22 protein-coding genes are annotated in these 26,802 nt (G+C 56.9%); 8 read left to right on the forward strand and 14 right to left on the reverse strand.

What is annotated here, in order from left to right:
* Nucleotides 1–58: 58 nt before the first annotated feature.
* Entirely contained in the window at nucleotides 59–619 is a 561-nt protein-coding gene (locus tag Pan97_RS01885) for a hypothetical protein (RefSeq protein ID WP_144970230.1), read from the forward strand.
* Nucleotides 620–664: 45 nt separating this feature from the next.
* Complete coding sequence (locus Pan97_RS01890; protein WP_144970232.1) at nucleotides 665–1,414, forward strand: DUF4190 domain-containing protein; 750 nt, start codon at nucleotides 665–667, stop codon at nucleotides 1,412–1,414.
* A gap of 160 nt (nucleotides 1,415–1,574) precedes the next feature.
* On the opposite strand, the gene Pan97_RS01895 is transcribed toward Pan97_RS01890, so the two are convergent.
* The gene (locus tag Pan97_RS01895) at nucleotides 1,575–2,528 is read right to left on the reverse strand and encodes a sugar phosphate isomerase/epimerase family protein (RefSeq protein ID WP_144970234.1); all 954 of its coding nucleotides are present in this window, start codon (nucleotides 2,526–2,528) and stop codon (nucleotides 1,575–1,577) included.
* A gap of 213 nt (nucleotides 2,529–2,741) precedes the next feature.
* Between Pan97_RS01895 and Pan97_RS01900 the strand changes: the two genes are divergently transcribed.
* The 4 genes from Pan97_RS01900 to Pan97_RS01915 all read left to right on the forward strand — a co-directional run bounded on the left by Pan97_RS01900 (nucleotide 2,742) and on the right by Pan97_RS01915 (nucleotide 8,359).
* Complete coding sequence (locus Pan97_RS01900) at nucleotides 2,742–3,572, forward strand: TerC family protein (protein WP_144970236.1); 831 nt, start codon at nucleotides 2,742–2,744, stop codon at nucleotides 3,570–3,572.
* A 155-nt stretch (nucleotides 3,573–3,727) separates the two neighbouring features.
* Entirely contained in the window at nucleotides 3,728–6,496 is a 2,769-nt protein-coding gene (locus tag Pan97_RS01905; RefSeq protein WP_165698568.1) for a PSD1 and planctomycete cytochrome C domain-containing protein, read from the forward strand.
* 87 nt (nucleotides 6,497–6,583) lie between these two features.
* On the forward strand, nucleotides 6,584–8,017 hold the full coding sequence (locus Pan97_RS01910) for a DUF1501 domain-containing protein (RefSeq protein WP_241676354.1): 1,434 nt from the start codon (nucleotides 6,584–6,586) through the stop codon (nucleotides 8,015–8,017).
* A 69-nt stretch (nucleotides 8,018–8,086) separates the two neighbouring features.
* A complete protein-coding gene (locus tag Pan97_RS01915; RefSeq protein ID WP_144970240.1) occupies nucleotides 8,087–8,359 on the forward strand; it encodes a hypothetical protein in 273 nt (90 codons plus the stop codon).
* A 52-nt stretch (nucleotides 8,360–8,411) separates the two neighbouring features.
* Here the strand turns inward: Pan97_RS01915 and Pan97_RS01920 are convergent, their stop codons facing one another.
* From Pan97_RS01920 to Pan97_RS01975, 13 genes are all read right to left on the reverse strand, one after another.
* Nucleotides 8,412–9,581: a TlpA family protein disulfide reductase gene (locus Pan97_RS01920; RefSeq protein ID WP_165698569.1), complete on the reverse strand. Its 1,170-nt coding sequence runs from the start codon at nucleotides 9,579–9,581 to the stop codon at nucleotides 8,412–8,414.
* A gap of 160 nt (nucleotides 9,582–9,741) precedes the next feature.
* Nucleotides 9,742–10,950 carry a TlpA family protein disulfide reductase gene (locus Pan97_RS01925; RefSeq protein WP_144970244.1) on the reverse strand — a complete coding sequence of 403 codons (1,209 nt, stop codon included), beginning with the start codon at nucleotides 10,948–10,950 and terminating at the stop codon, nucleotides 9,742–9,744.
* A gap of 238 nt (nucleotides 10,951–11,188) precedes the next feature.
* Nucleotides 11,189–13,363 carry an alpha-amylase/4-alpha-glucanotransferase domain-containing protein gene (locus Pan97_RS01930; RefSeq protein WP_144970246.1) on the reverse strand — a complete coding sequence of 725 codons (2,175 nt, stop codon included), beginning with the start codon at nucleotides 13,361–13,363 and terminating at the stop codon, nucleotides 11,189–11,191.
* Between the two features lie 163 nt (nucleotides 13,364–13,526).
* Nucleotides 13,527–14,546, reverse strand: coding sequence for a galactose-1-phosphate uridylyltransferase (gene galT / locus Pan97_RS01935; RefSeq protein WP_165698570.1), 1,020 nt, complete (start codon nucleotides 14,544–14,546; stop codon nucleotides 13,527–13,529).
* A gap of 29 nt (nucleotides 14,547–14,575) precedes the next feature.
* The gene (gene glgA, locus Pan97_RS01940; RefSeq protein ID WP_144970250.1) at nucleotides 14,576–16,057 is read right to left on the reverse strand and encodes a glycogen synthase GlgA; all 1,482 of its coding nucleotides are present in this window, start codon (nucleotides 16,055–16,057) and stop codon (nucleotides 14,576–14,578) included.
* A gap of 407 nt (nucleotides 16,058–16,464) precedes the next feature.
* A complete protein-coding gene (locus Pan97_RS01945; RefSeq protein ID WP_144970252.1) occupies nucleotides 16,465–17,130 on the reverse strand; it encodes a potassium channel family protein in 666 nt (221 codons plus the stop codon).
* Between the two features lie 5 nt (nucleotides 17,131–17,135).
* On the reverse strand, nucleotides 17,136–18,512 hold the full coding sequence (locus Pan97_RS01950; protein ID WP_144970254.1) for a TrkH family potassium uptake protein: 1,377 nt from the start codon (nucleotides 18,510–18,512) through the stop codon (nucleotides 17,136–17,138).
* Between the two features lie 100 nt (nucleotides 18,513–18,612).
* Nucleotides 18,613–19,269, reverse strand: a complete 657-nt coding sequence (locus Pan97_RS01955) for a DUF6580 family putative transport protein (protein WP_144970256.1) — start codon at nucleotides 19,267–19,269, stop codon at nucleotides 18,613–18,615.
* Nucleotides 19,270–19,363: 94 nt separating this feature from the next.
* Nucleotides 19,364–20,506 (reverse strand): poly-gamma-glutamate system protein, encoded by a 1,143-nt coding sequence (gene pgsW / locus Pan97_RS01960; protein ID WP_165698571.1) that lies wholly within the window; start codon nucleotides 20,504–20,506, stop codon nucleotides 19,364–19,366.
* Nucleotides 20,503–20,994: a poly-gamma-glutamate biosynthesis protein PgsC gene (gene pgsC / locus Pan97_RS26155; protein WP_165698572.1), complete on the reverse strand. Its 492-nt coding sequence runs from the start codon at nucleotides 20,992–20,994 to the stop codon at nucleotides 20,503–20,505. Before pgsC ends, pgsW begins: the two co-directional genes overlap by 4 nt.
* Complete coding sequence (gene pgsB / locus Pan97_RS01965) at nucleotides 20,991–22,184, reverse strand: poly-gamma-glutamate synthase PgsB (protein WP_144970260.1); 1,194 nt, start codon at nucleotides 22,182–22,184, stop codon at nucleotides 20,991–20,993. The genes pgsC and pgsB overlap by 4 nt, the downstream gene beginning before the upstream one ends.
* 376 nt (nucleotides 22,185–22,560) lie before the next feature.
* Nucleotides 22,561–24,903: a VIT domain-containing protein gene (locus Pan97_RS01970; RefSeq protein WP_144970262.1), complete on the reverse strand. Its 2,343-nt coding sequence runs from the start codon at nucleotides 24,901–24,903 to the stop codon at nucleotides 22,561–22,563.
* Between the two features lie 102 nt (nucleotides 24,904–25,005).
* Nucleotides 25,006–25,695 carry a hypothetical protein gene (locus Pan97_RS01975; RefSeq protein ID WP_144970264.1) on the reverse strand — a complete coding sequence of 230 codons (690 nt, stop codon included), beginning with the start codon at nucleotides 25,693–25,695 and terminating at the stop codon, nucleotides 25,006–25,008.
* Nucleotides 25,696–25,802: 107 nt separating this feature from the next.
* Between Pan97_RS01975 and Pan97_RS01980 the strand changes: the two genes are divergently transcribed.
* On the forward strand, nucleotides 25,803–26,102 hold the full coding sequence (locus tag Pan97_RS01980) for a hypothetical protein (RefSeq protein ID WP_144970266.1): 300 nt from the start codon (nucleotides 25,803–25,805) through the stop codon (nucleotides 26,100–26,102).
* A gap of 125 nt (nucleotides 26,103–26,227) precedes the next feature.
* A complete protein-coding gene (locus Pan97_RS01985) occupies nucleotides 26,228–26,590 on the forward strand; it encodes a helix-turn-helix domain-containing protein (RefSeq protein WP_165698573.1) in 363 nt (120 codons plus the stop codon).
* Nucleotides 26,591–26,802: the final 212 nt, after the last annotated feature.

Below are 26,802 nucleotides of genomic sequence, written 5' to 3' on the forward strand. Positions count from 1 at the left end.
CGCTTCTTCGTTGTCTGTTTGCAATCGTTGTTATTACTCGTATCCAGGGCTTTTGACTGTGTTGTACTTTTTTGTCTTTACCGTCGTCCTGTTGTTGGCGCTCTTCGCGGTCTTCTGGAATCAGTGCTTCTGGACGAATTTCCTGAACTGTCACATGGTGATCCTGTGCAGCGCGATTGCCGTCAATATCGCCCCGGACTCGGCCGCCAAGATCAACGAAAAGGCACCGGAATGGAGCGGGTTCACCGAGTTTATTTTCATGTGGTTTCTGTTCTGGTGCTTCTACGGCTCGTTGCGGAAGTACGTCAACTGGCTATCGAAATTTCCGGTGCGATTCGGCAAGAAGGTCGATCCCATCTTCGACTGGGTTGGCTGCGGGTTGATTACGGTCGTCATGTACTGCTGGATCAGCTTTACCCTGTTCGCTTCGCCGGTGGGAGATCCGAACTTCGTCAACATGATGAATGGCCCGAGCGTCCCGTCGCTTGCTGGCAGCACGTATGGATATCTCGTCTTTCAGGTTCCGTCGAATCTGGGGATGCCTGGCAAGCCGTTCAACATGGTTGAATTTGCCACAAGTCGTCTGAAGCGTGCCCAAGCCGAAGCAGATCGCGAATAATCTTCCTATCGTCCATCGCTCCTTCGAATTCAATTCTCGTCACCAATGACTGATACTGCTAACCACGCTTCGGGTGCTGGATTTTCCGCCGAAAACGAAGACCTGCTTGAATACAAAGAACTCAGCCGGCTCGCCATTGGGGGGATGGTGCTGGGTGTGCTTTCGGTGCTCGCCATTTTTACCTCGGTTCTGTGGATCGTACCGGTGCTGGCTATCATTCTCTCGCTGGTGGCCTATTACAAAATCGATAGATCGGAAGTGCTGACTGGCAAAGGGATGGCCCTGATCGGTATGGGCCTGGCTGCCATCTGGCTGGGTATCGGCGTTACCCAGGGTGGCGTGCGCGATCGCGTGATGATGACGCACTCGCGCGAGCTGGCCAAGAGCTGGCTCGAATTGCTATTGGAAAAGAAGACGATGGAAGCCCATCAACTGACGCTTCGCCCCAATGCACGCCAGTCGGCAACGACGTCGCTGGAAGGCTATTACGAGAAGGACGACATCACGAAGGAAGATCTCCTGTCCTTCGAAACGCACGACGCCGTGAAGGTGATTCGTGAGTGGGAAGGGGGACCGCTCGAGGCCAAATTCGACCACGACGTGTCGTCCAGTCTGTACGAAGGGGTCAACTACGGACGACACGCGTTTCAAATCATCGACAAAGAATCCGGCAAACCCCTCTGGGAAGTCGAAGTGCTCATGAAACGCGAACGCGGTTACGGCGAAATGCAGAACGAATTCTTCTGGATTGCCGATTCCATCTCGCTGGAAAAGACCTACCCGGACGCTCGGTAGCCGACCTTAGAGCGTTTCCAAGTTAGCTGTAGCGTCATGGGCATCGGCGAGGCAAGCTGGACAAGGCGACCGAAGCAGGCGAATCCTCTAGATTCGTCGATGCAGGTCAACGAAGTCCCGCGCAGCCAGCCAAGGACGCTACAGATGAATTGGAACCGCTCTAGCCAAGTGCTTCTTGGACGCTGGCCTTCATCTTGTCGAGACCTTCCTTGGCGACTTCCAAGGCATCGCGCTTCCAGTACTCAGGGTTGAACAGTTCCAGCGAGAAGACGCCGGCGAACCCGTTGCCGGCCAGGGTTTGGATCATCGTCTTCAGCGGGGCGATACCATCACCTGGGAAGACCCGGGCACTATCGTTGATCTTGTCGCGGGGCGGGTCGGCCGGGTAGTCGTTCATGTGAAACACGGGAATGACGCTGCCGCTGATCGCTTGGAGCCCGCTGAAGTCGGAACCACCTTTGTAGATGTGGTAGACGTCCGGCATCATGCACGCATCGGGATGATTGGCTTCGACCACCACCATCGCCACTTCACCCAGGCGATTAAGATTCGTCGAGAAACCCCATAGCTCCAGTTCCGGGACCACGCCTGCCTGCCGCCCCACTTCCAGTAGCGCGTGATACCGCTGGGCGACTTCCAACAGGTCGAGCTTAGGGCCGTTGGTGGCACCGGCCGGGGGTGCGGCGATACGTGTTCCACCGATCTGAGCAAGCAGGTCCATGTCGCGTTTGGCGTGTTCCAGACCAGCGGCCCGTTTCTCCTGGTCGTCGACAATCCACTGGGCAAAGCCGATCGCGCTTTCGACCTTCAAGCCTGAGTCGGCAATGCGTTTGCCCAGGTCGTGCAGGCTCTTGCCAGAGTCTTTGTACTCTTGGATCTTCGAGATCCAGGGTTCGATGCCGTCGTAGCCTGCCTTGGCGGCGACGTCGACTTCCTGCTCGATGGTCAGCTTCTGGCCGCGAATGGTGCTCGTGTTGAAGCAGTAGCGAATCGCCGATGGGGTCTTCTGGGCTGCTTCCGCCGTTGTCGTGGCGGTCAGGCCGAGCCCCATGCAGCCAAGTGCCGAGGCACCTGAGAGAGAAAGCATTTGACGACGATCCAAGTGAGCGCTCATGAGCCGGTGTCCTTAGGTGGGAAATTCTTCGCAGGTGGCTTTATTGTGGTTGGATGGCACACGACATGCAACGGTCGAAGGATGTATCTTCGCCGAGAAAGCGGCATGGTGACCGACTTCTGCGTGCGTTATGATGCGCCTGACCAAATCGTGGGGATCAAATGAGATTTGTGGCTGCTTTGAGCCGCACCAGGGGACGCTGAGAGAAACACCATGTGGGAAGCACTGATCGCGGTCATCGCCCTGGCCGCCATGGAAATCGTTCTGGGCATCGACAATATCGTCTTCATCGCGATCGTTTCGGCACGCCTACCCCAAGAGCAACGCCCCAATGCCCGCCGCGTGGGTCTGTTGGCCGCTTTGATCATGCGAATCTTGCTTCTCTTCACGATCTCGTGGGTGATGAAAGCCGACGAACCATTCTTCTATTGGAGTTCGATCTTAGGCAACTTGGAGTTCTTTGAGCATCACGAGGAACTGGCAGGCGTTTCGGTGAAAGACCTGATTTTGTTCGTGGGCGGACTGTTCCTGATTTGGAAAAGCGTCTTCGAAATTCATGAGAAGCTCGAGCACCACCCGCATGCCGAGGGTGCCGCCAAGCCAGCGGCGGCGACATTCTCAGGCGTGATCTTTCAGGTGATGATGTTGGATATCATCTTCTCGTTGGACTCGGTGATCACCGCAGTGGGCATGGTTCAAGAAAAGGTGATGATCGCCGGCATGGAGGTCAGCGGAATCTGGCTGATGGTAACGGCCGTGCTGATCTCGGTGGGCGTGATGATTGCCTTCGCGAATCCCATTTCGGAATTCGTCGAACGCCATCCGACCTTGAAGATGCTGGCTTTAAGCTTCCTGATTTTGATTGGCGTGATGCTGGTTGCCGAAGGGGCAGGCACCCACTTCAACAAGGGATACATCTACTTCGCGATGACCTTTGCCCTGATCGTCGAGTTCCTCAATATGCGGGTTCGTATGAAAGGGCGCAAGCCGATCGAGGCCGAACTGGAAGAGGAAGCCCGGGCCCAGGCCGCAGAGGGCTCGTAAGCCGACCTTTTCCCGCTCGCGAGGGGCAATTTGCCACTTCGCGGACGCAAATAGACTTGGACCGATGCCACGCGGTGCGGTAGAATAGGGGGGCATGGTTTTCCATGTTCCCACCCATTCATACATCCCCACCTAAACCTCCGTGGCTCAGTTCTATGCGGACCCTCGCATTGCCGCTCGCCCTGCTCGTGACGATCACCTTCACGTCCCAGGCATCGGCTGACAGTAAATTCTCTCCCGAGCATATCGAGTTCTTCGAGAAGTCGGTTCGACCTGTCTTGATGAAACGATGTGTCGAGTGTCACGGTCCTGAAAAACAGGAAAGTGGCCTTCGTCTGGATGCTCGCGCGGCAATCGTCAAAGGGGGAGATTCCGGGGCCGCGGTCGTCGTCGGCAAGCCGGATGAAAGCGAACTGATCCAGGCGATTCGTTACGAAACGTTCGAGATGCCCCCCAGCGGTCAAATGCCGGCCGAAGAGATCGCGGCGATCGAGAAGTGGGTAAAGCTGGGGCTGCCGTGGCCGGAAGAGTCCGAACCGCTGCAACCGGCGTCGTTCGATCAGCGATTGGTCGACGACAAGCAGCATCATTGGGCTTATCAACCCATTAAAAATCCGCCAGCACCGAAGGTGGAAGGGAACTGGGCCACGAACGACATCGATCACTTCGTGCAAAGCCGACTCAGCGAGAAAGGTATCACGCCCAGCGAGAAGGCCGAGCGTCGCACGCTGATCCGCCGGGCAACGTTCGACCTGACCGGCTTGCCGCCAACCGCGGAAGAAGTCGCAGCGTTTGTCAACGATCAAGATCCCAATGCCTTCGAGAAGGTGATCGATCGCCTGTTGGCTTCCAACCAATATGGGGTGAAGTGGGGCCGCATCTGGCTGGACGTGGCCCGGTACTCTGATACTCGCGGCTACTTGAACGACGGCCAGGATCGCCGTTTCCCCTATGCCCATGCGTACCGCGACTACGTGATCGACTCGTTCAATCTCGATACGCCGTACGACGAGTTCCTCAAGGAACAGATCGCGGCCGATTACTTCGCGGAAGAAGGAGACCGGCGCCTGGCGGGGCTCGGCTTGATTCGGATTGGCCGCCAGTTCCTCAAGCATCAAGACACCATCGACGATCGTATCGACGTCGTCACGCGGGGTGTGCTCGGTTTGACGGTCACGTGTGCCCGTTGTCACGACCACAAGTACGACGCCATCAACATGGCCGACTATTACGGGCTATACGGCGTTTTCGATCAGTTGAATGAAACCACGCCACTAGTCGGACCCATCGATGCCGATCCGAAGTACCCCGAGTTCAAGAAGAAGCTGGACGAACTGCAGGGAGAACTGAATCAACATATCGCCAAGGTCGATCGCGCGATTCAAATGGAAGCGTCGACCAATTTCTTCGATTTCATCGTTCGAGCGGTTTCGAAGAAACAAGACGTCGAGATCGCCAAGTTCGAGCAGAATGAACTCGACAGCAAGAACATTCGCCCGCACCTGGTCTCGAAGTGGAAGCTGTTTGCCGATCGCGAGTGGAAGGCCGATCATCCCATCTGGGCGCCGCTATTCAAGGCCCGCGAGCTTGGTGATGATGCTTACGCATCGCAGGCCGAAACGCTTCTCACAGAGTGGACGGCTGAGCAGAGCCCGTTGAATCCCGCGGTACGCGATGCCCTGAAAGCGGCCCAGCCGAAGTCGCTGCCAGCCCTGGTCGACGTGTACGACGAACTACTCAAGCCGATCGGTCAGGCCTACCGCGATGCCGAGTTCAATCGGGAAGCGAGCGACAAGTTTGAAGGAGCCCCGCGTCAAATTGCCAAGTCGCTGCTGGGGCGTAATTCGCCGGTCGTGCTCAACGAGAACGACGTGCGTCGCTCGTACTTCACCAGCGATCGCAACCATCAGAAGAAGCTCGAAGGTAAGATTCGCGGGCACGAGATCGATTCGGCAGGCTCCCCTCCGCGGGCCATGGCCGTGGTCGATCGCGAGAACATTCACGATCCGGTGATCTTCCTACGAGGTGACCCAGGCCGACGTGGCGATCGCGTGCCGCGTCAGTTCATTCGTGTCTTGAACGACGAGTCGGATGCCGCCTACAACAACGGAAGCGGTCGCCTGGAACTGGCCGAAGACATCGTCGCCGACGATAACCCGCTGACGGCGCGGGTGATGGTCAATCGCGTCTGGATGGGGCACTTCGATCAGCCGCTGGTGCTCACACCGGGTGACTTTGGTATTCGCAGTGATCCGCCAGCGCTTCCGCTGTTGCTGGATCACCTGTCGACCTATCTGCGAACCAACGATTGGTCGCTCAAGAAGCTGCACAAGTACATCATGCTTTCGTCGACCTATCAGCAGTCGAGCAAGGATCGCCCGGAGGCTCGCGAGAAAGACCCCGAGAACCGTCTCTTCTGGCGGATGAATCGACGCCGGTTGAGCTTCGAGGAAATGCGTGACGGCATGCTGAAAGTGAGCGGCGCGCTCGATGATTCCCTTGGTGGCCGAGCGGTGAAGATCCTGGAAGTTCCCAACCCGCCGCGGCGTACGGTTTACGGGTTTGTCGATCGACAAGACTTGCCGAACCTGTATCGGGCATTTGATTACCCCAGCCCCGATGCGATGAGCCCGGAACGCTCGAAGACGAGTGTCCCTCAGCAGGCGTTGTACCTGTTGAATAGCCCCTTCGTGCAGCGACAGGCGCAGTGGGTGACTCAGAAGTGGAAGGATGACGCATCCCTTACGGACGAGCAACGTCTTGAGAGGCTCTTTCAGACCGTGCTGCAGCGGTCGCCAACCAGCGAAGAGTCGGAGATGTTTTTAAAGTACGTCGAAGCATCCAATGATGAAGAGAAGTGGAACAAGTGGGACAGCGTCGCCCAGGTAGTGATGGTCTCGAACGATTTCATGTTCGTGGACTGACCGATTGCCTGCCTGCGGACCCCCTCACGAAATACGAACCGGAACAAGATTATGAATAGCCAATACCCACATCGCCCTGAAGCTTGCATGAACCGTCGTGACATGCTTTCGCGCATGGGAACAGGCCTTGGTATGTTGGGCCTGGCCGGTCTGCTGGGAGACGAGAAACTGCTGGCCGCCGATGCCCAGTCGGCAGCCCAGGCCATGTCGTATCAGAATCCCCTGGCGCCGAAAGAGCCCCACTTTCCGGCCAAGGCGAAGCATGTGATTCACTTGTTCATGACCGGTGGTCCTTCACATGTCGATACGTTCGATCCCAAGCCGCTGCTGACCAAGTACGACGGCAAGCCGCTGCCTGGGGGCGAGAACCTCCGTACCGAACGCAAGACCGGTGCCGCCATGGCATCGCCGTTCAAGTTTCAAAAGTACGGCGAAAGCGGCATTGAGGTCAGCGAGTTGTTCCATCATACGGCCCAGCATATCGATGACATCGCCGTGATTCGTTCGATGCAGGCCGAGGTGCCCAACCATGAGCCATCGTTGGGGCTGATGAACTGCGGTGCTTCGGTTGCCGTTCGCCCTGCGTTTGGTAGTTGGCTGACCTACGGCATGGGGACCGATAATCAGAACCTGCCGGGCTACATCGTGATGTGCCCTCACGGCTATCCGACCAAGCAAACGCAGAACTGGCAGTCGGCCTTCCTGCCGGGCGTTTACCAGGGAACGTACGTCGATACGCGGCACACGGAAGTCGAAAAGCTGATCGAGAACGTCAAGAACTCGAAGCTGTCGCTGGAAGAACAACGCAGTCAGATCGACTTGCTGCAAAAGATGAACCAGGCCCACCGCGAGCAGCGCGGCTTCGATCCGGCACTCGAGTCGCGCGTGCAGTCGTTCGAACTGGCCTACCGCATGCAAATGGAAGCGACCGATGCCTTCGACGTTTCACGCGAACCGAAGAACGTGCTGGAAGCTTATGGCGACGGTATCCAGGCTCGACAGATTCTGATAGCCCGGCGATTGGTCGAGAGAGGTGTTCGCTTCGTGCAGGTCTTCCACGACCAAGGCCAGCCGTGGGATAGCCACGACGATCTTGAAAAGTCGCATCGGCGCTTGGCTGGCCAATGCGACAAGGCGATCGGTGCATTGATTGCCGACCTGAAACGCCTGGGGCTGTTTGAAGAGACCTTGATTCTCTGGGGTGGCGAGTTTGGCCGGACGCCGACCGTCGAACTGCCAAAGCCAGGTTCCAACCAGGGCAAAGTGAACGGCCGCGACCACAACCACTACGGTTTTACCTGTTGGTTGGCCGGCGGTGGGATCAAGGGCGGACAGGTTTACGGTTCGACCGACGAAACCGGTTTCAAGGCCGCCGAAAACCCGGTTCATGTGCATGATCTGCATGCCACCATGCTGCACGCGTTAGGCTTCGACCATAAGAAGCTCACGTACCGATACGCCGGACGTGACTACCGCCTGACCGACGTTCACGGAAACGTCGTGCATCAGCTGCTTTCGTAGCGAACCCACAATGGGCATCGGTGTCTATCGGGGATTGTAATAGCCCATTTCAACCGAAGGACGACCACGATGGCTCGCTGCGAACTGTGCGGAGATGAAGCTTTTAACGAGCATCATCTCATCCCGCGCCATTGCCATCGCAAGGCATGGTTCAAAAGCCGATTCTCCAAGCAGCAAATGCAGCACACGATCGATGTGTGCAAGATGTGTCACCAGATGATCCATCATTTCATTCCGGATGAAAAGGAACTCGGTCGCAACTACAACACGATCGAGCTTTTGACGGCCCATCCCGAATTTGATAACTACCTAACCTGGAAAAGAAAACGGGTCCGTAACTAAGTCGGACCCGCTTCTTGTTCCTCTAGCAGAGCAGCGTAACAGGGTGGGGGAGTTACTCTTGCTCGGCCGCAGGCTCTTCGCTTTCCAGTTCGGGGGCTTCCACATCGGGGAAGGCCTGGGCAAGCAGCAAGGCGAGCTTCTCGCCGCGGGCATCGGTGGCCTGCACGATGCCGTCTTTGCCGACGAAGATCATCTGAGGGATCGCGTTAATTCCGTAGTATCGGGCATTGGCGTCGGAGAAGCCGTTGTAGTCGTCTCCTTCGGCATTGCAGACGATGATCCACGGTAGCTCGCGATCGGTAACGAACTGCTGAACGTCTGCCTTGGCGTCGTCCAGGCTGATGCCCACGACTTCAAACCCATGCTCGTGGTAGGCCTTGTAAAGCTGTTTCAGTTGCGGGAACTCAGCGACGCACGGTCCACACCAGGTTGCCCAGAAGTCGACCAGCACGATCTTGCCTCGCAGCGATTCCCAGGCCAGCTCTTTCCCCTCCAGCGTTTTTCCGGCGATGCGCATCTGGTGGCCGTTCAGGTTGATCATGCGCGAGAAGCCTTTCAGGTCTTCCGACACGTGCTGCAGTTCCGCGTCGTCCGACTTAGCGAAGTGCAGCGAGAGTTCGTCCGCGATGCGGGCGGCCGACTTGTCGTCGACCACGGTGGATAGATTTCTGGCAAGGGTCATCGCCAGCTTGGCCGAAGCGGGAGAGACGTCCATCGCCTCGATCTCTTCCTGCATGTTCTGCACCAGAGTGAGTCGCTCTTGATCCGACTTTTCCCGGACGAGCATCAGCTCGAGCGTCATCCGGGCGTCCTTCGCAGTCAGAGCGACCTTAGGCTCCTCGTGCTGAGAGTACGCGTTCAGCTCGCTCAGCAGCGTTTCAATGCTCATCTCGTTGCCGGTGCGTGCCTGACCCATTCTTAATGAAAAGCGGGTCCAGATGAGCTTACGTTTGAACTCGACGTCCGAGTCGATACCCCAGAGCGTATCCAGCATGGCGATCCCTCGCGTCAGACGCTCGGCAATGGGCAGCGGATTGTTGGGATCGCGCATGAAGGTTTCAAACTGATGGAAACCTTCGTCGGCGGTCTTCGGCTCGAATGCTGTCTCAACCGATGGCGATGACTCGACGACCGAGGCATCCTCGGCAAACAGAGGTATGCCAGGGACTGCCAGTCCCAACCAAAGTAACGAAATCCCACAACACGTCCACGCGCGTTTCATCTGCCACTCCTCGTTCATGAGTTTCTCAATTCGCCTGTGCCTGTTGGTCGCTAGAGGTTTCATTCTAGGTCACGAAAAATGGCTGCCTATTTCCATAAGCAGCCATCGTGATTATCAAATTGTGGCATCCATCCATGCGGATCGATGTCGCCAAACGCGATTACTTGGTCGCTTCCGGCTTGGCTTCGGTTTTTTCTTCCTTCGCGGGAACTTCGACTTCCGGATATGCTTCGGCCAGCAGTTTGTCCAGGTTGTGTCCGCGAGCCGAGAGGGAGATGACGTTGCCATCTTCGCCGACGAGGATCATCGTGGGGATGCCGCTGATGCCGTATCGGTCTGCGTTCGGATCAATCCAGCCGCTTTCGTCTTCTTCGCGCTCGTTCCAGACGATCGACCATGGGATTTCACGGGTCTGGATGAATTCATCGACCGCCTCCTTCTCGCTATCCAGGCTGATGCCGACGATCTCGAAACCATGCGGATGGTAGATCTCGTAGAGACGTTTCATGTTGGGAAACTCGGCAACGCACGGCCCGCACCAGGTCGCCCAGAAGTCGACCAGAACCGTCTTCCCCTGGAAAGCGGCAGGGAAATTCACGTCATTGCCGTCGAGCAGCGTGCCGGTGATTTCAATCGGTTCGCCCAGCAAATTCAAACGATTCGAGAGCCCAAATAGTCGGGAAGCGGCCTGCTGAACTTCTTCATCTTGAACCGAGCTAAAGTGCATGGCCAGTTCCGAGATTTCCTCCCTGGCCGGCTCTTCTTCGAGAAGACGCGAAATGGTCGTGGCGATGTTGGTGGCCAACGTCGCGGTTCGAACGGTCGGTTCCGATTCGGTGAATTCGGCTTTCAACTCATCCAACTTGGAGGCCTGTTCTTCTTTCGGGAGTTTGCTCAGTCGGCTTAGTTCCAGCGACAGCAGCATGCTTTCTGCCAGCAGGGAGATCTCAGGATCGTTGTCTTGAATCAGTTCGTTGAGGAAGGCGTTGGCTTTCTCGCCGGGCTGTTCGCTGTTTCGGCCGACTGCCATCAGCAACGAGAACTTCATGCGAATGGCTTGCTTGGTTTCGTCCGCGGTACGATCCATTTCCCAGGCCTGGTCGAGCAGCTCGATTGCTTTCTCGTATCGCTCAGGCATCGGCAGTTTGTCTTCCCCGCCGGAGCGGGCAACATCCATGGCGGCCTTAAACTTGGCTTCGAAGGTATCGGGGGAAGCTGCTGCTTCTTCTTTCGCATCTTCACCTACGGTGAGAACCTTCGCGGGAACCGCTGCCTTGGTGTCGGCTTCGTTCGCAAATAGAGCGGTTCCTACGGCAATCTGTCCGCTTGCCAGCACTGCAGAAAGTGTCAATTTCCAGGCAAATTTCATTACCAACTCTCCCTGTGTTTTCTAAGATTCGTGGCGGAATTTCCTTTGCGCAAAAGTATACGCATTGGATCAACCATGATACGCGAGTTGGAGATGAATAGTTTTGCGCAGAGAAGTTTTTGTACGAAATTGCGTCAAATTCGCGCAAAAGAAAAGGCTCCCCATCGGATTCAATGGAGAGCCTTGATGTTTGATCCGCCGCGAGCGTGCGAGGGGTTACATAGAACGGGCTAGTTGCTTATCCCGCGTTGACGCTTTCACGAACTTCCTTCGGCATGCGGCTTTCCGCCAGCGAGGTGTCGATGTCTAACTGCATGACCACGCTCCAGCGGCCATCGGCATCCCCTTGGACCCACCAGTGAGGCATCATGCACACGCTCTGATGAACCATTTCGAAGCCCCCTTCCGATTGGCTGACGGTCGAGATGGGGAACGTCCATAGGCTTGTCGGACGATCGGCGCTCCAGCGGCAATCGATGCCCAGCCACTCGTCCTTCACGCCGAGGTCTTGAATCTCGTGCAGGTCGAGTTGCGATCCAAGATGCCCCAGCTTGTTGCCGTCGGCCTGGTGGAAGTAACGATCATCGGCACCCGATGGGAGACCAGCCAGGTTCATTTCCACGGCGAAGTGCAGGACTTGATCTTGCGGCAGCCCTTCCAGCAGGTAGGCAATCTCGAGGCTGCTGCTGCCGGCATTCATGGTGACCCCTTTGGTGATCTTCAACGGAATCCCCCAGGCGTTGCCCATCCGCGACATCTGAACTTGGATGCGGTCCGGGTTGCGGCGCACTTTGGCTTCGAAGGGGGAACCGACGAAGTCGCCACGTTCCATGGCGTTGTTCAGGGCGACTTGTTCCAGCGAAGCGTTGTTGTCGAAGAAGTGATCGACCAGCGCCTTTCGCTGATAGTTGTCGTACTGCAGCATCTTGTCGAGGCCTTCCTGCTTGAAGACCACGCGATCGTGGATCGAGGCGACTTCGCCGCCTGATGTCGAAGGACCAGCGAGCACTTTGCGATGGTAAGCTTCCGGCCGACGCGACAAGGTGGCCAGCAGGTTGTGGCAGATCGAACGCACGTCGAGTTCGTAGATCGTACCGCCTGAGGCCGGGGCCATCAGGGCGACGAGCTTGTCGTCTTCCAGGCGAACTTCCTTACGGCCATCGAGATTGAAGTCGGCGACTTCGGCTTCGAGGAAGCTGGATTCTTTGTGCTCGGCCTTATCCAGCAGATTGTCGGCCGCAATCAAATGCTTGTAAACGGCATTACGAAGATGCGGCAGGTAGGTTCCGCCGAACGCACCGTGCCAGTAGCTGCAATTGCATTGGCCGCGGTACAGTTCCTTCTTGGCTTGAGCCAACAGCTTGGCGTCGCCGCCGTTCTGCTCGGCCGCATGCAGCCGGTTGCTGATGCCCAAAGCGCGGCAGTACATCTCGTCCGTTTCGGGATAGCGAACTTTGAAGTTCCGCCAGTACCCGCCACGGATGTACTTTTTGATTTGCGGCCAATGTTCCTGGTGTTCCAGTTCGTGAACCATGTCCTCGAACTCGACCTGTTGCTGAGCCGGCATCGCCCATTCGGTCATCTCGCGATAACTGCCTTCGGGGATGTAGGTCTTCCCGACGGGAAGCAGGGCTTCGGAAGCTTCGGCGAGCGTGGTGGTCAGCAGCCAATCCTTGTTGGCGGTCAGCAGTTCAAAAAACTGAGCCAACCAGCCGCGATCGTAGACGTGCGCTTTGGTGTCAGGCCACGTGCCGAATTTTTCGCCGTCGTCGCCGAAGACCAGAACCGAGCCTGGGTATTGATCGGCGATGCCGCGCATGTAATCGATGGTGTCTTGGGCAGGTGCGAACGGCAGGAGATAACGAAGACGTTCGCTGCCAGGGAAGACGCTGAGCAGCTTGCCGCACTCTTCGGTCACGTAGTAGCCGTAGAGCTCTTCCTGAGGGATGCCGGCGTTCTTGAAGTGGAAGTCATCCAAAATGGTGTACTGGATGCCAGCGTCGGCGATGTCGGCGGTCAGCGGCTGTTCCCAGACGCGTTCCGGCATCCACATGCCTTGGATCTTGGCGCCCAGTCGGTCGGTCAGCCACTTGGTGTACGTTTCGATCTGGCCAACGCGATCGCGCGGCGGGATCATCGGCAGGATCGCTTCGTAGAAGACGCCCCCGATGATTTCGATCCGGCCATTCTTGACGTGGGCAGCCAGGCGATCGAGGTATTCAGGGTGATGCTCGTCGAGCCATTCTATCAGCGGGCCGCTGGTGTGCAGGCCGATTTTGATATCGGGGTAGCAATCAAACACGTCCAGGAAGGGGAGGTAGCTGTCCTGATAGGCCTGCTCGAAGACCCCATCGAAGTTGCCGATGGGTTGATGATTGTGCAGGACCAAGCAAAGACGGATCGTGTTGCTCATGTTGTTCTCGGGGGAGTTCCTGGGAGTTGGGGAGGTTCTGCGGCGGATTTCGCCTGGATGGATACAGGACGAATCGGCCGAACCGGCACCCTTTAGCTAGCTTTTCCAATCGAGTTTACTGGAAGGTCTACGGTGACCTTTCAGGTTGTACGGACCTTATCGGTCACAGCAACTCTCGGAGGATTCGAGCGGCCCTTTCAGGCGAGAGTGGGTTCACGTAAAGACCCGTCCCCCACTCGAAACCTGCTCTGACCGTCACGCGCGGCAAAACCTCTACATGCCAGTGATAGTGATCTGTCGAGAATGTGTCAAACGGCAACGTGTGAATCAGGTAGTTATATGCCGGGAAATTTAATGCCTTTTCCACTCGCGCCAGGATCGAGCGTAACAACAAGGCAAGCTGCTCTAATAGCGTTGAGTTTGCCAGTCCGAAATCGGCCTGGCTGACGCGCGGTAAAATGGTGACTTCAAACGGCATGCGCGACGCATACGGACAGAACGCAACCAGGTTGTCGTCGGCATGAATCACGCGTGTTCCCTCCGCCAGTTCACTCTCGATCAGGTCGCTGAAAAATGGCTGCTTCGTCTTTCGGAAATAGGCCTTACAGGCGGCCAGTTCCTGCTCGATGATCGGCGGAATGTAGCGGGTCGCCATCAACTGACTGTGCGAGTGCTCGAGCGAGGCACCGGCTGCCGGGCCGTTGTTTTTAAATAGCTGAACGTAGCGGCAACGACCTTCCTCACGGATCGCATGGAGCCGCATCTGATAGGCTTGAAAGGTCAAGATCGCGTTCTGCTCTGGAAGTTGGGCAAACGAGCGAACATGCTGCGGGGACTCGACGATCACTTCCTGAACCCCGCTGGCCGCGACCGACTCGAAGAAAGGGCTGGCTCCTTGGGGGATGCTGTCAGGGAAGTGGGGGGATAGCGATGGATAGATGTTCGGTAGAACCCGGACTTCCCACGGCTCTTGATCGTTCTTGCGGTTTAGATTCGGCGGCAGGACGAGTCGTTCGTGCGGCGTGGCATCTTCGTGACCGCCACAGAAAGGACAACGCATGGCCGAAGGGGCCGGAATGGTCGACTTCCACTGTTGGGGACGGTTCTCACGTCCTTCAGCAACAATGACTTGAAACCCAAGCAGTGGGTCTCGGCGGAGTTCATTTCCAGAACTAGGACTCACGGCGACATCCTTGTCGGCGGTGGCCAACGTTAGCTACTGCGACGTGCTTCGAGCGTTTTCTGATAGAGTTCAAGGTACTGTTGAGCACTGCGATCCCAAGACCAGTCTTGTGCCATGCCGGTCTCGACAATCTGCTTCCAAGTATCAGGTTGTTCTTGGTACGTGGTGATGGCGATTTCCAGGATATCCTGCAACGCCTCGGCGGTGTACTCCCGGAAACTGAAGCCGTTGGCCGTGCCTGTTTCGAGCGTCGCAGGCGACATGCTGGTAATCGTGTCGGCCAGACCGCCTGTTTCCCGGACCACCGGTACGGTGCCGTATTTCAGGCTATAAAGCTGATTGAGCCCGCATGGTTCGTACAAGCTGGGCATCAGGAACATGTCGGCGCCCGCTTCCACGCGACGCGCTTTCCCTTCGCAGAATTCGACTTTCACGCCGATTTTGTTCGGGTACAGAGCACTCAACTCTTTCAGCATCGCCTCGTGATGCGGTTCGCCGGTTCCTAGAATGACCCATTGGCAATCGCACGTTTTGGCGCGATCGCGAATCACCTTGGCGACCAGGTCAAAGCCTTTTTGATCGGCCATGCGTCCCACCATGCCGATGACCGGCACCTTGGGATTAATCGGCAGATGGAATTCCTTCTGCAGTGCTTCTTTGCACAGAGGCTTGTTCGTCTGCCAATTGTCCAGGTCGTACTTCGAGGCAATGTCGTTGTCGGTGGCAGGATTCCAGCGGGAGTAGTCGACCCCGTTGACGATCCCCTCGAGCACCGAACGGCGTTCGCGAAGGGCGCCTTCCAAACCACAACCCATCGGCTGCGATTGGATTTCTTCGGCGTAACGTGGGCTGACCGTGGTGATCGCGTCGGCGAAGACGATGCCTGTCTTCAGGAAGTTCAGATGGCCGTAGAACTCCATCTGATGCATGTTGAAGTACTTCCAGTCGAGCCCGGTCAACAGCATGTCCCAGTGCCAGAAATTACCCTGGTAGGCCATGTTGTGAATGGTCAGCACGCTGGCGATTTCTTCGTACCCGTGCGTGGCCCGGTACTCGATATTCAAGTAGGCCGGGATGAGGCCGGTTTGCCAGTCGTTGCAGTGCAGCAGGTCGATCTTCAGATCGAGCAGTCGAATCGCTTCCAGTACGCTGCGGCAGAAGAAGACGAAACGTTCGCTGTTGTCTTGGTAGTCGGTTCCGGCTTCGCGATACAACTCAGGCCGATCGAAATACTCGTCGTTCTTGACAAAGTAGATCGGAACATCTGAATTAGGCAAATGGGACTTCAGGAGTTGCCCTGAGGCGATTTGACCCCCGACAGGGACGTCGAAGTAAATCGGCAGTTCTTCAATCGGTAGTCCGGACTTATAGATATGGCGAAATGCCGGCAAGATCACGGTGACATTGTCAACCAAGTGTTGCAATGCGATCGGCAAAGCACCGCCTACATCCGCCAGTCCCCCGGTCTTGGCGAATGGATAGACCTCGCTGCTGGCAAAAAGAACGTTCAAGGGGGCTCGGCTCCGTTGCGTGGCTATCTTCCGGTTAACAGCGAGGTTGCGTCAAATAATAACATACGAAAACTGCCAACGGGATAGCCTTGTGAAAAAAGGAGGTTTTCGTTGATTATGGCGATTAGGATCTCTTGGCGATTGGGGCGCACGCTCCATTATTAAGTCGCATTGCGGGAATTTGCTTTCCCACAACCGGGTGATATGTCAATAAAAAATATTTAGGAAGGAGGACGAATGCTCGCTCATGCGACCATTCGGGTGGGGGGCGAGTCGACGAAACGCCCATAAAAAGATATGCGTTTAGTAGTTGTGATCGCACAACTTACGTGTGGTCTCACCACTTTATTTTAGGCGGCCTCGCGTGGGGTCGCAATTCGCGAATTGATGTAGTTCGCGGGTGGATTTTAGGTCTTATTGCGTAGCTGCTCGAGCGAAGATTGCTTTCCGACTACCAGGATCAACTGATCGCAGCCAAGCGAGTATCCACCGTCGGGAAACATCTCGAGCTTGCCAGTCATTGAGTCCTTGATCCCTACAACCCACACACCGAACTGCTGACGAAGATTCAACTGCATCAGTGACTTGCCGACCATGTCGTCCGGCACGGCCACCTCCATGAAACTGTACTCAGGATCGATCGGCAAAAAGTCGATGATGTTCGGCCAGGTTACGCGGTCGGCAAGCGTGGCGGCGATTTCCGCTTCGGGAAAGATTACCCGTTCGACTCCCAGGCTCTTCAACAGCTTGCCGTGATCTTGGCTGACCCCTTTGACGATGATCCGCTTGGCACCCAGTTCTTTGGCATGCAGCGTCGCTAAAAGGGAATGGCTGATGTCCTCGCCCATACTGATGAACACCCCGTTGGCATCTTTGAAGTTAAGATGCTTCAGGGTATCGAAATCGGTCGCGTCGGCAATGATCGCTTCGTAGAGTTCGTCTTTGATGTCCTCGACGTGCTCCCGGTGGCTGTCGATGCCGGTCACGCGGCAGCCGTTCTTGTTCAACTGCCGGGCAAGTGCTCCACCAAACGTGCCGAGCCCCAAAACATAAAAGTGCTTTACCGGTGCCATTCGGATTATCCTATCAAAGGTTCTTCTTTAGGGTATTCGACGGGCGTTTTCCGCTCGGTCATCGACAGCGCCGCGAACACCGAAATCGGTCCGATACGACCCAGGAACATCAACACGATGATAATCAGCTTGCCCATGTTCGAGAGGGTCCCGGTGAACCCGGTCGACAAGCCGACCGTTCCCAGTGCGGAAACGACTTCGAACGCCGCATCCAGAAACAAGCCCTGACTCTTCGGGTGGGGCGTGCTGGACTGCTCGATCACCAGCAGCATCGTCAGCGCTGCGATCGCCACGACCGAGAACAGCAGCGCGGTGGCGGTCGCGCCTTGAATCACTTCGCCGGGAATTGTTCGGCGGGCAAAGTTAACGCGGCTGGCGCCTTGAAAAGTCTTCCAGGCATGCAGGGCCATCACCATCACGGTCGAAACCTTAAAGCCGCCCCCGGTCGAACAGGAGCCAGCCCCAATGAGCATCAGCATCATCGAGATAAAGAGGGTCGCATTAGTGAGTGAAGCCAGATCAATCGTATTGAAGCCGGCCGTGCGGCACGTGACCGAGTGAAAGCCGGAGACCAGCAGCTTCTTCCACAGCGGCATCTGGTCGAGGACTCCGTCCCATTCCAACACCAGAAAGCCCACGAATCCGGCCAGCAGGAAGAACGCCGTACCAAAGAGCATGAACTTGGAATGCAAATGGAGATGAATCCACCCGTCGATCGGCCCTCGTCGCCAGTTCTTGTTCAGATCCAGCAGAACCGGGAAGCCAATGCCCCCCACGATAATCAGCGCCGAGATCGTCAGGTTGACGATGACGTCTCCTTGAAAGCTCACCAGGCTGTCGTCGTGCAGTGCAAAGCCGGCATTGCAGAACGCCGATACCGAATGAAACAGGGCATGCCAGGCAGCCGTGCCAGGTTCATACAGAAACAGATTCCGCGCCAGCAGGATGGCGAAGCCAATCCCTTCGCTGACGCCTGTTACCACTAAGACGTGCTGCAAAATCCATTTCAGGTCGGCACCGTCGCTGGCCCCCAGCGTTTCGGTAAGGATCGCTCTGGCACGCAGGCTTGGCTTGTTGCCCAGGTTGAACATCGTGAAGGTGGTGATCGTCATGATCCCGATCCCGCCGACCTGGATCAAAAGCAGGATGACCAATTGCCCGATGAAGCTGAAGTCGTGCGGGGTCGACCGCACCGCCAGCCCGGTCACGCAGCTGGCGCTGGTCGCCGTGAAAATGGCATCGATCAGGCTGATGCTCTCGGCGCCCGAGCCGCGCGAGATCGACCACGTCAGAACGATCGTACCGACCGCGATCAATCCCAGGTACCAAACGACCAGGTTCCGCGCTGGGTATTTGACGATCGAGCCGGTCAGTTGGGCCATGGCAGCGGTGCCGTTGCGGTACAGTTCAACGCGACAAAGCGGGAAAGGGTGTTCTCTTTATCCAGCAACGCCCACCGGTCGTCAACTTACGTGGCGACATCTACCTGGCGGAGGAAGAGCGGGGCTGCGGAAGCTCGCCGCTTCGCTCCGGGGCCGGAGCAAGGGCACTCAGCACGAGCGGACAAAACAGAATGACCGTACCCAGGCACGTTCCCGCCAGCAGATTACGAAAGAACGGCAGGGCACTCACGTAACATTGAACCAGCCCACTGAGGTCCTTCGTGTATTCCTCGAGGGTCAGCCAGCTACCGAAGTTGGAAACAACGAAGTAAGCCACACTGGCCAGCACACCCATGCCGATTGGCTTGATCCAGCTTCGATCGTTTCTCAGCACGTAACCCAAAAGGATCGTCGCCAGCAGGCAAAGATAGTTGAACGGAGTGCCAGGATAGAACGCCCAGTCCAGGTGACCGGAAGCCAGCCAGATGCCCACGTCGCTGGCAATCAAAGCCGCCAGCAGAAGGCCGGCCGCCGCATAGCGATTGGTCAACATCGCGCCTGCCAGCATCCCCACGGCCAAAACCGGCGTGAACGACCAGGGAAAGTTTTGCGAGAACCAGTCGTTTTGGGCCCCTATCGCCGTCAGCACGTAGGGGAGCACTCGCAGCAAAACGCAGTAGATCAAGCAAGCAACCACCACCAGCCAGACGCGCAGATGGTGGGTTTGCTTCATAGGAGGTTCAGAGGCCTGGGACATGCCGCGACTCTTTGGTTGTCAACTTAGGGAATCTTGAATTCCCTAAGTATCGACAACAATACCCCTTAACGTCAACCTTGCTGCCGTGGTTGACTTACACCATGGGCTCTGGCGGGCCGCTGGTCTTCTTGGGGGAAGCAACCCGCAGCAGCCGGAAACCAACGTCGGAGCGAATAAAGCCGTACAGTCCGCCTACGATCAGCACCAGCAAGATCGCCGTCAGGACGCGGTTGTAGTCATTGACGATAAAGACGGGGCCGGAGCCAATTTCTGGATAGGTGGTCGGAGGAACGGGCAAACCATTCTGCTCGGCGATCAGTGCGGCATTGACGATATGAATCACCGGGATCCCTTCCCGAATGAATCGGGGGGCAACGCCATCGATCTGGTCGATGTTCGGCGGCGGCAGCAAGTTGACGCCGGTCTTGAACGATTCCTTGCCGAGGGCTCGCCCGGTCGACACGACCCCGCCGCCAATGTTGATGTAGCACTTGATCGGCTTCTGGGCCGCATTCTGTTGATAGAGCTTCATCCGTTCGTCGGCGCTGTCTTTGACACGCTTTTCGATCAGGGGCAGCTTGTTGTTTTCAATCGACTTGCGGATGATCTCGATGCCGTTTTCCGGCAGGCCCAGCCCGCGGTCGTTGTCGCCCCCCAGCGAAGCCGCGATGCTCCGCGTTTTAATGATTCCTTCGTCGTACAGGATTCGCTCCATGTCGATCCATAGCAGTTCCGGGATGTTGGCACCCCACTGCGAACTACTACCGGAGGCGATCACGATCGGTTTGGCACCCAGCGTTTCCAGGGCCGAGAACATACACAGGTTCAGCGCAGGGAACGAACCACTGATGCCGACCGCCACGACGTCCCCTTCCTGGACTCCGGTCTCTTTGAGCATGTCGACAAAGATGGCGGCGAAGTTAGGGTTGGCCGAGGCCAGCTTCGAGGGCAAGTCCCCCACCATGCTGGTCACCGGCGAGTTGGTCAGCCCGACCATGCCGCTGCGGCCGGGGTCGAGCGTCGGATCGATCGCATAGCCCAGTTCGACGCGGGTCAGGTACAGCTTTTCCATCCCACGAGCCGCCATTTCAGTGGCGGCCAGCTTTTCATCGTAATAGCGTGTCTTACGCTCGACGCGGACATTCTCGACGATCGCCAGCCCGGCCACGGCGACCGAGGCGATCAGCGTGAGGGCGGTGCGGGAAACAGTTTTTGGACGCCAGTAGATCTTCTTCACAGATGGAGTTCCGTACCGAAAGCGAGAATCAGGATCAGACGAATCGCGGTTGAAGCGATAAACAGGGCGCTTAGCGTTTCCACCACTCCTTGGCGATCGAGCCAGATGGCGATCAGACCGGGAATGATGTAGCCGATCACCTGGACAGGCTCGGCGGTTTCCAGCGGCTGCTGAATTTGCAGCGCCTGCAGCGGAGCAAGGGCCCAGACCGGCAGGGCATCGAACAGTGAACGTACCAGGAAACCAACCAGAATCATCAGCACCGTGCGGCGTTTGCCGTACACGATCACGATGTTGGAAAGCAGATGAATCAGAAAGAACGTCAGCAGCGAGGCCACCACGGTCATGCTGACATTCACCGGCTGATCCAGGAACAACGCAAAGTAACCTGGCACCACCATACCACCGGCGGCCAGTCCGAACAGTTCGGAAAAAATGAGGCTGACCGCCAGGCCAACCCCAATGGCAACTGTAATAATCCCCGTCATTTAAAAGTCTTCTGTGTACTGCGATTTGCGAAGTAGCGAACGACGTCGAGGCCGACGCCACCAATATTTGCGATCCCCATGATCAGCGATGTTTTGCCTGAGTATTCCAAAAGAGTCTCGAAGATATCAGGCGCCGGCAGATCTTCGGCGAACACCAACTTCAGCGGATCGATGCCTGCTTCGGTGGCGGTTTTGGCGAAGATGTAGGTTCCGGTTCCGATCAGCACGTAATAGTCGGCCGGCGGCCAATTGGTGACTGATTTGCCCAGCTGCTGCGAGCGGTCAGGGCGGTCTTGCCGGCAGTTAACCACCATCACGCGGCGCTCCACTTCGGGATAACGCTCGAGGGCCATCTTCCAGATGCGTTCGGTCGATTCCGGATCGTTCGCGGCAAAACCGTTCACGAAGTGAATCTTGCGGCCGAAGAAGTCCATCTCGTGGGCGGTCATCGCACCGGGGTCCGGTTTGGCCTCCCACATGCCGCGCAGCGCGGTGGCGCGGTCGACACCCAGGTCGGCACACACACGCAGGGCGAGTGCCACGTTCTCGGCGTGTTCCACGTACATGAAGCCAGCCAGGTCGAGCGGCGTGATCTGCTCGACGTCTTCTTCGCTGATGGCAATCAGTTGGGTTTGCCGGTCTTTGCTGGCATGCTCGAAGACGTCAAGGTGGTCGCGCTCGGCGGTGAACAGTTTCGTTTTCACCGGTACCATGCCGGCCAGCGCCCAGGCCACGTCCTTTTCCGTCGGCCCCATCACGTCGAGATGGTCTTCGCGGGCATTGGTGATCACGCCGTGCGTGGCTCGTATCAGCTTGTTTTCGCACAGCCACTGCAGGTTCGGCCGCAGGGCCATGCACTCGATGACCAGAGCTTCCGCTTCAAACTCGACGGCCATGTCGACAATGCGGACCTGCTCGATTACGTTGGCCCTCGAGGGGCGAAACACCGGGTACTCGGTACCGCTGGGAACAATCATCCGGGGGAGCGTGCCGGTCGTTTTGCAGCACGTGCGTATGCCGGAAGCACGCAGGCCGGCCGCAATCAGCCGGGCCACGCTTGACTTGCCGCGGGTGCCGTTGACGTGCACGCGGATGGGTATCTTGGCGAGCTTTTGCCGATGCCGGTACAGCTCCCAGATCCCGTACCCGATCAACAGACCGGTGGTGATCAATAGAACAATCGTAGCCATGGGGCCTAGGCGATGGGGCGCCTAAAGGTCCTCGGAGAGTCACGGTTCGCGGCAAGGGTCATCCCGAGGACCGACCTGCCACTAAGCACTGGTGCGTGCTGGAAATCACCGCGAGAACGATCGACCCGTTCCGCCTGAAACGCGCCTGAGCCGGACCTATTTTGGGGGAGGGGAGAAGCCCTCTTAGAAATACAGTCCGCTGTCGATTTCGGAAGTATGTATCGTTTTTCGTAGGCGTCAACTGGAGGAAATATCCCCAGCGCGAAAAATAACCAACAATGTGTCCTTCCGCAGGCAGCCCTTCTTACGAAGCGAGCCCCAGATGGTTCACCACCTGGGGCTCTCGCTCGGCTTTCCTGAGTTTGTTAACAACTTGTTACTTAATCAGGTAGTTTTTGCCACGCAGCCAGACCATCAGCGTTTCGTCGGCTCGCTGCTGTGATAGCACCTGATTTTCCTCCTTGGTGTTCTCGGCGACCAGGTCGAAGTACTCCTTACTGAAGCGTTTGATTTCGACAATTATCGATTTATTCTTAGTCAGCTTCACCGCCGATTCCTCATCCATCCACATATTTTCGCGGTAGAAGAGGGTCTTGTTGCCCACGTTCCGAACCGACTCGACGACCTTATATTCGTCCGTTTCGGTATCCTGAACGGCCAAGCCGTATGCGCCGCTCTCAAAGGAACTTGGTCCGGCCACGCCGCCTGAGGCAGCCCGATCAGCGCTCATGGCTTTCGCCGGAGCGGACTCGGCCGCCGGGGCATTCTGAGCGTTCTGGTATCGCTGCTTGAAGTCACGCTGCAGGAATCCCGACCGGCCTGAGACCTCGGCCAGCTTCTCGGTTTCGGCTCGCAAGAGGCTCAAGCTCATGCTGCCGCCGAAGCGAGCGTCGGCCAGTTCTTGCACCGATTGGTTCTCATCGGCCAGGAAGCTGGTGTACGGCGTCAAAATGCCGTGATCGGTGGATAGTCGAACCAGTTCGGTCATCAACTCGTCATTCTTTCCGTTGAGGTCCATCTCGTCGATGATCTCACCGATGCGGCGAATGGCCCACAGCTTCTCGACGAACGCGTTGGACTGGTCGCTACTCTCTTGGACGAAGTCGGCGGGGAAGTCGAATCTCTCCTTTTCGCCGTTCACCGTCCCGGTGATGGTGATCTTGGCTTTGCCTGCCTTCTTGTACCGGCCCACTTGAACCAGTTGCTCTCCGTCAAACAAATCGACCACTTCCTTGGGGAGCAATCGATTGACGAAGTTCTGCCCGCCATCTTCCAGGTCGAACTTGATTTTCACATTGGTCATCACCGGGGCGTTGATCTTCCGGTACAGTCGTGCGACGTGTTCCTCGAGGTCTTCATCGGGACGCACATACTGGCTTTGTCCCTTGATCTCACGTGACAGCCGATCCATCAGACGGCTGTTCACATCGAAGCCAACCCCGAAGTTGATCATCCGGGCATCGTAGCTGTTGTTGCCCTTGGCGTGCTCGACGATCTTCATCTCGTTCGTTTCGCCATGCGTCGGCCGACCATCGGAAAGGAACAAGATGTAGCATGGGCGATCGTCGTCCTGCACCATCTTCATGGCCGAGGTGAGCGCGCCGTCGATGTTGGTGCTACCGCCGGCGTAGAGTCCATCGACAAAGCCGATCGCTTCGGTGATGCTCTTCTTGTCGGCACTTTGCAGTTCCGGTCGAAAGCTTTCGACGTCGCTGTCGTAGGCGATAATGTTGAACAGGTCTTTCTCGTTCAGGTGGTTCAGCACGTACTTGGCAGCCTCGCGTGCCTGGTCCATCTTCTCGCCGCTCATGCTGCCTGAGCGATCGACGACGAACAGCACCGTCTTCTTCACCGCTTCAGCCATGTCGTCACGCGGTGGTGGCGAGGCGAGCATCAGGAAGAAGCCTTCTTCGTTCTTGTTGGGGCGGTAGCTGATCACGCTGGCCGAGAGCTTTTCGTTGTTGCTCTCGAAGAACAAGCGGAAGTCGTTGCTGGGGATGTAGTTCTCTTTCTCGAATTTGACGACGGCCCGCTTGTTGCCGTTACGGCTAATGTCGACCTCGTGCGTGGGGCTGTAAATGCTCTTCAGCTTCTGGCTCGCTTCGATCGCCAGGCGAACCTTCACCTTCTCGACCGGCTTGTCGGTATACTTGGCCGTCGACAGCGGGAAGAGAAAGTCGGTCAGCCGGCCATCCTTCTTCAGCAGCTGTGAGTAGGTGATGTTCACCTCGCGGCTCGCCCCGGCGGGAACTGGAAAGACGCTCGTCTGGAACATGCCGGTGCCGGTCCATTCCAACAGGGCCGGGTCTTTGTTCGAGCGAACGATCGATTCATAAACCTCGCGGGCCTTATCCTTAGGCAGCAGCTTGGCCGGGAATTCCTTCCCGTCGACCATCAGCGTCAAGCTGTCGATCGCCCCGTCGTACGGCAGTGGAAAGAGGAACGAGACCTCCATCTGACGGCTGCCGGTGTTGGTAAATTCCTGAGCCACTTGTACTTGCGCGACTTGATCTTTGATGTTCGCGTTCACTTCCAGCTTCGAGATCTTGTACGAAAGCTCAGGCTGGGGGGCTGGGCGTGGTCTGGGGATCGGCCGGGGCAAGGGATGCGGGTGCGGGTGATGGATCACGATCACCCCCTGGGCCGTCGCCACGCTGGCCGAAAATACGAGACAAAGTGCTGTCAGAAAAGAAGTTGCGAGAAGTGCTGTCCGGGTCATGGGGGAGTCTCCCAAGCGAAGAAGTGCATAGCCTGTTCTTCAATGAGACGAAGCTCCCTGGCGTGCGGTTTTAAAGAACTGACAGCTTTTCTGAGACCGCCCCTAGGCGGCCTTCCTGCCGGCACCGCTACGCTGCTTCTGATAGAGGATCGCGTTGCCTTCCTTGCCGACCACACCTAAAGCGCCGGTCTTTCGCAGCGTGTAGACCATCTTCTGAGCGATCCACCGCGGCCGCCCCAGGCCGGTGGCCACGTCGCCGGTGTGGAACTGCTTGGGCAGCCCGGCCGGCAGGAGCTTCAAAAGGTCGGAAGCTTTCTTGAAGCGGTGGGCCGAGACGATCTCGGTCAGGGTTTGATCTTCGACGACGAAATCGTTCTCGCGCCGCCGCCGCCGTTTGCCATGCCCCGGGTAGCGGATCTCCTCGATCTCGACCAGCGGAATCTCGAGCGTGAGGTTCTCGTGCGGGAAGACGTTGGTGAAGTGGACCAGCTCTTCAAACACGCTGTACACGTCGCACCGCTTGGGGCTGTAGCGAGCCGAAACGATCTGCCCCCCTTTTTTATCGCGGCGAACGACCTTCTTCCGAGCCACAATCGGCTTCACGACCCGCACCTTGTGGCTATCGCACAGCTCGCGAATTTTATCCCGAATCGCCGCCAGGCCTGACCACTGCACCTCAATCAACTGCCCGCGAGCAACGGCATCGATGATATACCGCCCGAGCCGAACCTCGGTCTCGGCTTTCTTACCGGCGTAATGGGCCTTCAGAGCTTTGTGGAGTGAGGTTTCCATCCGTGGAAATGGGCTGGTTAGTGGCTGAATTGGTAGCGAAAGGATACCTTGTAAGTGATATCGGCGAACAACGATAGACGAATTGTCGGCACATCGAGGTCACGAACATGACCACGGACGAACATCAGGCACTCGCGGATGCTATCTCCGCCTTTGTTGCCACCCGTGAATTGCGTTTCGATCGATGGCAGATTCTTTCGGTCGAGATCCCCGATCCAACGCAGGGTGCCCAGCATGTCGTTGTCAATTTTTCAGAGTCACCCGATCAGATTGAGCAGGCCATCAAAGACAATCCCGATCAGGCCGAAGAGATAAGAGAATTCTTGACGCCTGGATGGGATGCTCGGTTGACCATTTGTGATGGTAAAGTGACTGGCTTGGAGTGGATTGGGATCGATCTGTGTTGATGGCTGGATATGGTGGGAATGTCAGTGGATGCGGCCACGACTTCGCGCTAGAATCAAACGGTGGTCAGATCATAAAAACAAATCACGAAAAACTCCCCGGCCGCTTCGAGGACCTAGTGGCCCTGATGTCGCCGCGTGCCGTCACCGATGAGTCGCACCATGAAGAGACGCTCGAAATGGTCGATCGGTTAATGGCTATCGCTCGGCACACCAAGGGGCAGGCCATTTACTTGGAAACGTTAGTGCAACTGGTCGAAGCTTACGAAGCGAAGCACCACGCGATCGAAACGAGCGATATTTCCGGCATCGAACTCTTACGGAACCTGTTGTCGGAACATGATATGAACGCCTCGGACCTTGCCCGACTTTTGGGCGTTCATGCGAGCATGGGCTCGAAGTTGTTGAAGGGTGACCGGTCACTGACTGTGGAGCATTTGCAGAAGTTGGCGAAGCGATTTCAGGTTCGTCCTGAATTGTTTATGGGCTAGAGGCATCACTGTGCCTAAGGTGACTGCGGCGTTCACTACCGACTGTCACGAAGTTAACGTCGATAGACTTTTCAATTAGTGAGTATGACTTTGTGTCACTCAAACAGATAACAATCATCGACATCCTTGTGCTTCAAGCCGGATGCCTGATCACGTTCTTTCTGTATCCGCACATGGAACTGATTGGTATTGGGATTCTCTGCTTTGTTGGA

Source organism: Bremerella volcania, from assembly GCF_007748115.1.
Classification (GTDB): Bacteria; Planctomycetota; Planctomycetia; order Pirellulales; family Pirellulaceae; genus Bremerella; species Bremerella volcania.

What these genes read in the sequence shown, in the direction of transcription:
- Pan97_RS01910 (WP_241676354.1), top strand. Translation starts at nt 6,584, where the DNA reads ATGAACCGTCGTGACATGCTTTCGCGCATGGGAACAGGCCTTGGTATG.
- Pan97_RS01895 (WP_144970234.1), bottom strand. Translation starts at nt 2,528, where the DNA reads ATGAGCGCTCACTTGGATCGTCGTCAAATGCTTTCTCTCTCAGGTGCC.
- Pan97_RS01970 (WP_144970262.1), bottom strand. Translation starts at nt 24,903, where the DNA reads ATGACCCGGACAGCACTTCTCGCAACTTCTTTTCTGACAGCACTTTGT.
- pgsC (WP_165698572.1), bottom strand. Translation starts at nt 20,994, where the DNA reads ATGACGGGGATTATTACAGTTGCCATTGGGGTTGGCCTGGCGGTCAGC.
- Pan97_RS01950 (WP_144970254.1), bottom strand. Translation starts at nt 18,512, where the DNA reads ATGGCCCAACTGACCGGCTCGATCGTCAAATACCCAGCGCGGAACCTG.
- Pan97_RS01975 (WP_144970264.1), bottom strand. Translation starts at nt 25,695, where the DNA reads ATGGAAACCTCACTCCACAAAGCTCTGAAGGCCCATTACGCCGGTAAG.
- Pan97_RS01945 (WP_144970252.1), bottom strand. Translation starts at nt 17,130, where the DNA reads ATGGCACCGGTAAAGCACTTTTATGTTTTGGGGCTCGGCACGTTTGGT.
- Pan97_RS01925 (WP_144970244.1), bottom strand. Translation starts at nt 10,950, where the DNA reads ATGAAATTTGCCTGGAAATTGACACTTTCTGCAGTGCTGGCAAGCGGA.
- Pan97_RS01915 (WP_144970240.1), top strand. Translation starts at nt 8,087, where the DNA reads ATGGCTCGCTGCGAACTGTGCGGAGATGAAGCTTTTAACGAGCATCAT.
- Pan97_RS01955 (WP_144970256.1), bottom strand. Translation starts at nt 19,269, where the DNA reads ATGTCCCAGGCCTCTGAACCTCCTATGAAGCAAACCCACCATCTGCGC.
- Pan97_RS01980 (WP_144970266.1), top strand. Translation starts at nt 25,803, where the DNA reads ATGACCACGGACGAACATCAGGCACTCGCGGATGCTATCTCCGCCTTT.
- Pan97_RS01920 (WP_165698569.1), bottom strand. Translation starts at nt 9,581, where the DNA reads ATGAAACGCGCGTGGACGTGTTGTGGGATTTCGTTACTTTGGTTGGGA.
- pgsB (WP_144970260.1), bottom strand. Translation starts at nt 22,184, where the DNA reads ATGGCTACGATTGTTCTATTGATCACCACCGGTCTGTTGATCGGGTAC.
- Pan97_RS01900 (WP_144970236.1), top strand. Translation starts at nt 2,742, where the DNA reads ATGTGGGAAGCACTGATCGCGGTCATCGCCCTGGCCGCCATGGAAATC.
- Pan97_RS01985 (WP_165698573.1), top strand. Translation starts at nt 26,228, where the DNA reads ATGTCGCCGCGTGCCGTCACCGATGAGTCGCACCATGAAGAGACGCTC.
- Pan97_RS01905 (WP_165698568.1), top strand. Translation starts at nt 3,728, where the DNA reads ATGCGGACCCTCGCATTGCCGCTCGCCCTGCTCGTGACGATCACCTTC.
- Pan97_RS01930 (WP_144970246.1), bottom strand. Translation starts at nt 13,363, where the DNA reads ATGAGCAACACGATCCGTCTTTGCTTGGTCCTGCACAATCATCAACCC.
- Pan97_RS01890 (WP_144970232.1), top strand. Translation starts at nt 665, where the DNA reads ATGACTGATACTGCTAACCACGCTTCGGGTGCTGGATTTTCCGCCGAA.